The organism is Emticicia sp. (genome assembly GCF_043780375.1).
GTDB lineage: Bacteria > Bacteroidota > Bacteroidia > Cytophagales > Spirosomataceae > Emticicia.
Window position 1 is genome coordinate 1 of the sequence record NZ_JAYWCU010000260.1, and the last position, 8,056, is coordinate 8,056.

An 8,056-nucleotide genomic window follows, 5' to 3' on the forward strand; every position below is an offset into this window, starting at 1 on the left:
TTTGTGGACTGAAAACTAAAGCTGCCTAATTTTATGCAGCTTTTAAAAGATTTTCTACTACATAAGCATGAACGCCATAAATTTTGGCGTTGTCGCCGAGTTGTGATATCTCAATGCTTAAATCTTCTTTGAAGTCAGACAAGCAATATTTATTGATGGCATGTTCGATTGGATTGACAATTAATTTTTGTGCTTTAGAAAGTACGCCGTCAATGATAATTATCTGTGGATTGAATAAATGCACTGCAATAGACAAACCTTTGCCCAATTCAAGACCAATAGTATGAATGATGTCAATAGAAAAAGCATCACCTTGTTGAGCTGCATCAATCACCATTTCGAGGTTAATATCTTCCAAATTATCTTTGTATTCACCTAATTTTGATATTTGCCCATTTCGCAAGCCTTCTTTGATGTTTTTCAGTAATGACGATGCCGAAGTGATGGTATCCAAACAACCAACTTTGCCACAATAGCACAATATTCCTTCTGGATTTACTTGAATATGTCCAAGTTCGCCAGCAAAGCCTGATGCTCCGTCAAATATTTCACCATTAATAACAATTCCTAAACCAACTCCCCAATCAACATTTATTGATAATACGTGCGATTTACCTTTTGCTAAGCCGAAGCGATATTCGCCAAAGGCAGTAGCTTTTGAATCATTTACTACGCTGACAGGCAAACTGAAGTGTTCTTCAATTAGTTTACCTAAAGATTTATCTTTACTATTGAGGCTATTATAAGTAAAATTGATACCCGTATTTTTATTAACAAGCCCTGGAATAGAAACGCCTAAAGCGATAATTTGCTTGCCATTTGCTAATTTTTGCTCCATTATTTTATCAACTAAGCTAAACAAGGTATCTAAAAAAGAAGGATTGTTTTTTAGTTGAAGGTCGAATGTTTGGGTGAAAATAATTTCATTTTTTAGATTTAGCACCGAAACTTTGGTGTCATGGGTATTGATGTCAAGTACTAATACAAATTTTTCGGAAGGGTTTATTTCATAAATCGCAGGTCTTCGTCCTTGTTTCGAGATAGCAAAACCAGTTTCTACAATCCAGCGTTCTTCAACAAGTTCTTCAATCAAAGCAGTGATAGAAGGAATACTTATATGCAATGTTTGTGCTAATTCGGCAATGGTATTCATGTTATTAAAGTATAATTCACTAAGAATACCTTTCTTTTGCTTACTTTTTTTGATGTCAATAACAGATTCTTTAATGCTTAGCTCAATTTCAGAATCAACAAGAGTTTCAATCATTCGTTTTATTTTTAATTAGGTTAGTATGTGCTTAATAGAAAATATCAGAAAATAATAAAAGTAAAAACGGGAAAAAGGAGAATTATAACCGTTTACTTATTACTAAGAAGACAAATTGAGTAATATTTTTCAATAAATATAGCTATCGCATCGTCGCCAAAATATTTTCAATTGTCAAGATTTCTTGATTTTTTATTTTTGTATAAATATCGTTATATTTCATCAAACTATAATTATCTTTAATAAAATTTTTTAATAAAGGGCTTTTTAGTAAATTTTATTAAAAAAAGCAACAATATTCGACTCAATATAACCTCTATTTAAAACTAATGAAAAATATAGCTATCAAAGCTAAATCTTATATTTTTCTGATGCTCGCTGGTGTGAGTTTGGTAGCAATTTCTTGGAATTGTACCAGTTCTTCTGCCGAAACAGGAGCAATTCCTGATGAAGTTGATTATAACTTTCATATAAGACCAATTTTGTCGGACAGATGTTTCAAATGTCATGGCCCAGATGTAAATAAACGAGAAGCAAATCTGCGTTTGGATACTCCCGAAGGTGCTTATGCTGCCTTGAAAGAACACCCAAAAGCTCATGCAATTGTAGCAGGAAGCCTGGAAGGTTCGGAGGTTTATAAACGCATTATTTCAAAAGATACTACATTACAAATGCCACCGCCTGAGTCAAATCTAAAATTGACATCACATGAAATCGAACTTATAGGTAAATGGATAAAACAAGGGGCAAAATACAAAACTCATTGGGCATTTATTCCACCCAAAAAAGCAAAACTTCCCGAAGCTGACCAAGATTGGGTTAAAAATGAAATAGATAATTTCGTTTACGTTAAAATGGACGAAAAAGGGCTAAAACCCAACGAAGAAGCCGACAAAGAACGTTTGCTGAAAAGAGTAAGTTTTGACCTAATCGGCTTGCCGCCAAGTATCGAAATGCAAGAACGTTTTTTGAAGGATAATTCACCCAATGCCTACGAGAAAGTTGTGGATGAACTCCTGAAAAACAAGCATTATGGCGAAAAAATGGCAACTTCTTGGCTTGATGTAGCTCGTTATGCCGATTCTCACGGTTATCAAGATGATGGACTTCGCACAATGTGGCCTTGGCGAGATTGGGTGATTCATGCTTTCAATTCCAATTATTCGTACGGGAAATTTTTGACTTGGCAACTGGCAGGCGATTTATTACCAAATCCCTCCAAAGAAATGTTATTGGCAACGGGTTTTAATAGAAACCATAAAATCACGCAGGAAGGGGGTGTAATTGATGAAGAATACCGCATCGAATACGTAACCGACCGTACCAATACATTCGGAAAATCCTTCTTGGCACTGACTTTTGAATGTGCCCATTGCCACGACCATAAATACGACCCGATTTCTCAAAAAGATTATTATCGAACTTTTGCTTTTTTCAACCAAGTGCCAGAAAAGGGACTTTTCGGAACAATTGATGCCTCGTTTGCTGATCCACCAAATATGAAAATAACGACCGAAGATGTAAATTCTTTATTAAAGTTTATCAATAAAAAAGATACAGCAAAAGTGATGGTGATGGTGATGAAAGACACCTCAAAAGTTCGTCCAACATACATCCTAAATCGTGGAAACTATGATTCGCACGGCGAAGTTGTCAGTGTCGGAATTCCGAAAGCTATTTTGCCTTTTGACACGACTAAATATGACAAAAATCGCTTGGGTTTAACGAAATGGATGTTGAGTGATAAAAATCCGCTGACTTCGAGGGTTTACGTAAATCGTATTTGGGGACAGTTTTTTGGTCGAGGAATTATTAAAACTTTAGGCGATTTTGGAATGCAAGGCGAATTGCCTTCTCATCCCGAATTGCTTGACTGGTTGGCGGTTGATTTCAAAGAAAATGGCTGGAACGTAAAGCGTTTGGTTAAGCAAATTGTGATGTCGGCTACTTATCGACAATCTTCAAATATTACTGAAAAACATTTAAAAACAGACCCCGATAATGTATTCTTGGCTCGTGCTACACGTCTTCGTTTTCCTGCCGAAAATGTACGTGACCATATTTTGGCAAGTAGCGGAGTGCTAAATGAAGAAATTGGTGGCCCAAGTGTGAAACCTTACCAACCAAAAGGACTTTGGGAAGTGGCAACTTCGGGAAGAGGAACGCTATCAAAATATGTGCAAGACCACGAATCAGACCTTTACCGTAGAGGAATGTACGTGTTCATCAAACGAACTGTTCCGCCACCGTCGATGCTGATTTTTGATGCCAGCAACCGTGACCAATGTGAGGTACAGCGAAGCCGAACCAACACACCTTTGCAGGCTTTGGTGATGATGAACGACCCACAAACAATGGAAAGTTCAAGGGTTTTGGCAGAAAATTTGATGTTGGAGAATATTCCTTTGGAAAATAAACTCGAAAAGGCTTTCCGACGCATTATTTGCCGAAAGCCCAAAGCCAAAGAATTGGAAATATTGACTCAATATTTTAATTCAGAAAGTGAATTTTTCAAGAAAAATACCAAAAAAGCTGAAATGATGCTCAAAATTGGCGAATTTAAGCAAAAAGAAATAAAAGATAAAAACGCAACCGCTGCTTTGATGCAAACTATCCAAATGATTTTTAATATGGAAGAGGCGATTATTAGAGGGTGACGTTTTAGATTTTATGTTTTTAAAGTTTAACCCATTCGGGGTTAGGAGTTCGTACAAATCTTTTATTCCGTAGGTTTCACCTACGGTTATTAATGTTAAAGCCTTTTAGGCTTTTTGAGAGAATTTTTGAATAGTTAAAAAAAAAAGCCCGAAGGGCTTCAACTTGAATAGCCACGATTGAAAATCGTGGAAAAAATAAAAGAATAAAAACTGACCCTAAAAGGGTCAAACATTAGAGAAATGGGTACATTCACACAAACACTTTACCAAATAGTTTTTAGCACAAAATATCGCAAAAAGACACTTTCAAGAGATGAACGCCCTGAATTATTCAAAACTATTTGGGGGATTTTGAAAAATAATAAATGTCATCTTTACAGAATCAATGGTATTGAAGACCATATTCATATTATCACAAGTCTTCATCCTTCGGTATCATTAGCAAATTTGGTGAAGGATATAAAATTAGGAAGCATAAGTTTTATCAAAGAGAAAAAAATATTTATGGATTTCAGTGGCTGGCAAGATGGATACTCAGCTTTTACCTATTCTATTGAAGCAAAGGATAATTTGATAGAATATGTAAAAAATCAAGAAGAACATCATAAAAATATAACTTTCAAAGAAGAATTGATAGAATTATTGAACGAACATGGAATTGTATTTGATGAGAAGTATTTGGAATGATTTTTAAGTTTAACCCAGCTTGCCTGAATGTTCGCAAAAGAATGTTGTTAGGCTGATTTTAAAATCAGTCTGTGTGTCAGCCGTTTTTAAAACGGCATCTGAGAATAGGATTTTTAGTGGTTGCGTTCTAAGAACGCAAAACACAACGACTGAATTAAAATTCAGCCAAACGTAAAAGTATTTTTTATTCACTAAATCACTCATTGATTTATATGCAAAACGAATTTTTCAACCATAAACTAAACATTACCCGCCGTCACTTTTTAGGAAAAGCTGCTGCTGGAATCGGCACTTTGGGTTTGGGCTCATTGCTCATGCCGAGTTTATTTAGGGGCGAAGAAAGTCTCGACCAATTGCCTTTGGGTTTGCCACATTTTGCTCCAAAAGCCAAGCGGGTTATCTATTTATTTCAGAATGGAGCTCCATCGCAACTCGAAACTTTCGATTATAAGCCAACGCTTACTAAAATGATGGGTCAAGATTTGCCCGCTTCTATCCGAAATGGTCAAAGATTAACAGGAATGACATCGAGTCAGACCAAATTTCCATTGATGGGTTCTATTTTTGATTTTCATCAATATGGACAATCGGGGGCTTGGGTGAGTGATTTGTTTCCGAATATGGCAAAAATCGTTGATGACCTTTGCATCATCAAAACCATGAATACCGATGCAATTAACCATGACCCTGCTTTGACTTTCTTGCAAACAGGAGCTCAAGTGGGCAATCGCCCAAGTATGGGAGCGTGGGCAAGCTATGGTTTGGGTAGTGAAAACAAAAATCTTCCTGCGTTTTGTGTGTTACTTTCTCGTGGACGTGGCAATGGACAAGGGGTTTATTCAAAATTGTGGACAAATGGCTTTTTGGATTCTACGCATCAAGGAGTAGTTTTTAGCAGTGGCGAAGACCCAATTTTATATTTGAACGACCCCGAAGGAACTGACAAAATCGCCCGTAGAAGAATGTTGGACAAATTGGCAGAACTCAATCATTTAGGTTTTGAAGAAAATGGCGACCCAGAAGTGCAAGCAAAAGTACAACAGTACGAAATGGCATATAGAATGCAAACGGCAGTGCCAGAACTCACCGATTTATCGAAAGAACCTGACCATATAATTAAGATGTACGGGCCAGAGTGTTTAGTGCCTGGCACTTATGCCGCCAATGCTCTTTTGGCTCGAAAATTGTCTGAATCGGGCGTAAGATTCGTTCAATTATACCACCAAGGTTGGGATCAACACGGTAATCTGCCAAGCGAAATGCCACTTCAAGCCCAAGACGTAGATAGAGCCTCGGCAGCCTTAATTACTGATTTGAAACAACGTGGACTTTTGGACGAAACTTTGGTGATTTGGGGTGGAGAATTTGGTCGAACAAATTATTGCCAAGGTACATTCACGAAAGATAATTACGGTCGAGACCATCACCCACGTGCTTATAGTATTTGGATGGCTGGCGGAGGTGTAAAGCCTGGCACTGTCTATGGCGAAACTGACGAATTTGGTTATAATATCATAAAAGACCCTGTGCATATTCATGATTTTCACGCAACAGTTATGCACTTAATGGGGCTGAATCATGAACAACTGACCTTCAAACATTTGGGTCGTCGATATCGTTTGACCGATGTTGCAGGAAAAGTAATTTCTGGGCTAATGGCATAAATTATGGATGTATGCTCTCCATTTCATTCCTAATAAATCATTCATCATTTACCATTAAATAGATGCCTCGTTTCTACAAAATATCCTATTATCTTTTACTTTGTTTTAACTTACTTTTATTTTTTTTCTTGCTGTTTGAAGCACAAGTAAGCCTGCCTTTTTGGATGAGTCCTTTGGGGAGAATGCACCCTTTATTATTGCATTTACCGATTGGCTTTGCAGTAATTTTAGCCGTATTTCTGTTATTAAAAAATGAATTAGAAACTAAAACTTACGAAATTATTGTCAAATTATTATTGACACTCACGGCACTTTCGGCATCAATAGTGGCAATAATGGGCTTTTTCTTATCAAAAGAAGGTGGTTATGATGCAGACTCACTGCAAATCCATAAATGGACTGGTGCGGGAGTGAGTTTTTTGAGTTATGCTGCTTTGGTTTTTTCAGAGCAAATTAAATTCACTTCAAAAAACTATGCCACTTGGGTATTATTGGTATTCATAGCAATTGCTGGACATTTTGGAGCTGGAATTACGCACGGTGAAAATTACCTTTTTGAAGCTTTTCAAACCAAAAAAGAACTTCCAGTTTTCTCAGAAAATAATTCCATGTATGAAGCTGCTATCTTTCCAATTTTAGAAGCAAAATGCGTGGCTTGCCACAATGACCAAAAAGTGAAAGGCGAGCTAAATATGTTTAGCATTGAAAAAATACTAAAAGGAGGAAAACACGGGGCAATTTGGAAAGTTGGAGATGCTTTGAATAGCCACTTAATACAAAGGGCAAATTTACCTTTGGATGAAAAAGAACACATGCCACCTAAAGGAAAACCACAATTAACAACTGATGAAATTGCTTTATTGACTGCTTGGATAAATGAGGGAGCAGACGTAAAAAAGACATTCAAAACCTATTTAGCAAGTTCGGAAACAAAAAAATTAGCATTGAAATTTGCCAATATGAAAACGACGCAGAAAAAAGCAAAAGTTTATACTTTTTCTATGTCTTCGGAGTCGAGTTTGAAGGAAGTAAACACGCCTTTTTGTTCGATTTTTCAATTTGCAACTGGTTCGCCCGCTTTGCAAGCTGATTTTTTTGTGAGCAAGAAATACGACCGAAAAAACTTAGAAAATCTCTCGAAAGTACGTGAACAATTGGTGATTTTGAATCTTGCAAAAATGCCAGTCAAAGATGAAGATATCGCTTTGATTGCTAATTTTTCGAATCTCGAAAGATTAAATTTGAATCAAACCGATATTACAGGGAATACTTTAGAACAACTCAAAAAATGCAAGAAATTGGAGTCAATAGCCTTGGCAGGTACAAAAATTTCTAAAGAAAATCTTCAAAAATTACTTGATTTACCATCGTTGAAAGAAGTTTTTGTGTGGAATACAGTAATAGATGATGCAATGGTTGTCGAATTTTCAAAAAAATATTCGAAAATAAAATTTGATAGGGGTGGAATTGATAATCCGAATGAGATTTTGAAATTAAATCCGCCTATATTGGTCAATGAAGAGTTTATTATCAAAGGAAATACCCCAATTACTTTGAAACACACGCTTAAAAATGTCAAGATTCGTTATACTTTAGATGGTACAGAACCTGACTCTACCACAACAAATATTTACGAAAAGCCAATCATGGTTAATGATTTCACCAAAATAAAGGCAGTTGCGACCAAAGAAAATTGGTATGTGAGCAAGAAGGTGGAGTATAGCTTTTTCAAGTCAAACTTTAGTCCAGATAGTGTTTATCTGACCAATTTACCTGACCCT

General features: G+C 36.3%; 5 protein-coding genes. 4 read left to right on the plus strand and 1 reads right to left on the minus strand.

Annotated elements, in window-relative coordinates; translation table 11 throughout:
• Positions 1 to 31 precede the first annotated feature (31 nt).
• Positions 32 to 1,267 (minus strand): ROK family transcriptional regulator, encoded by a 1,236-nt coding sequence (locus ACH2CJ_RS19190; protein WP_394995443.1) that lies wholly within the window; start codon positions 1,265 to 1,267, stop codon positions 32 to 34.
• 329 nt (positions 1,268 to 1,596) lie between these two features.
• On the opposite strand from ACH2CJ_RS19190, the gene ACH2CJ_RS19195 reads away from it, so the two are divergent.
• The 4 genes from ACH2CJ_RS19195 to ACH2CJ_RS19210 form a co-directional block, all read left to right on the plus strand.
• Entirely contained in the window at positions 1,597 to 3,924 is a 2,328-nt protein-coding gene (locus ACH2CJ_RS19195) for a PSD1 and planctomycete cytochrome C domain-containing protein (RefSeq protein WP_394995445.1), read from the plus strand.
• Between the two features lie 240 nt (positions 3,925 to 4,164).
• Positions 4,165 to 4,611: an IS200/IS605 family transposase gene (gene tnpA, locus ACH2CJ_RS19200; RefSeq protein ID WP_394995447.1), complete on the plus strand. Its 447-nt coding sequence runs from the start codon at positions 4,165 to 4,167 to the stop codon at positions 4,609 to 4,611.
• A 212-nt stretch (positions 4,612 to 4,823) separates the two neighbouring features.
• Positions 4,824 to 6,275: a DUF1501 domain-containing protein gene (locus ACH2CJ_RS19205; protein ID WP_394995448.1), complete on the plus strand. Its 1,452-nt coding sequence runs from the start codon at positions 4,824 to 4,826 to the stop codon at positions 6,273 to 6,275.
• Between the two features lie 62 nt (positions 6,276 to 6,337).
• Positions 6,338 to 8,056, plus strand: a 1,719-nt coding sequence (locus ACH2CJ_RS19210) for an FN3 associated domain-containing protein (protein ID WP_394995450.1), incomplete at its 3' end; no start/stop codon positions are given.

Bases quoted from the DNA above. Each gene is read 5' to 3' on its own strand.
- ACH2CJ_RS19190 (WP_394995443.1), bottom strand. From the start codon at position 1,267: ATGATTGAAACTCTTGTTGATTCTGAAATTGAGCTAAGCATTAAAGAA.
- ACH2CJ_RS19195 (WP_394995445.1), top strand. From the start codon at position 1,597: ATGAAAAATATAGCTATCAAAGCTAAATCTTATATTTTTCTGATGCTC.
- tnpA (WP_394995447.1), top strand. From the start codon at position 4,165: ATGGGTACATTCACACAAACACTTTACCAAATAGTTTTTAGCACAAAA.
- ACH2CJ_RS19205 (WP_394995448.1), top strand. From the start codon at position 4,824: ATGCAAAACGAATTTTTCAACCATAAACTAAACATTACCCGCCGTCAC.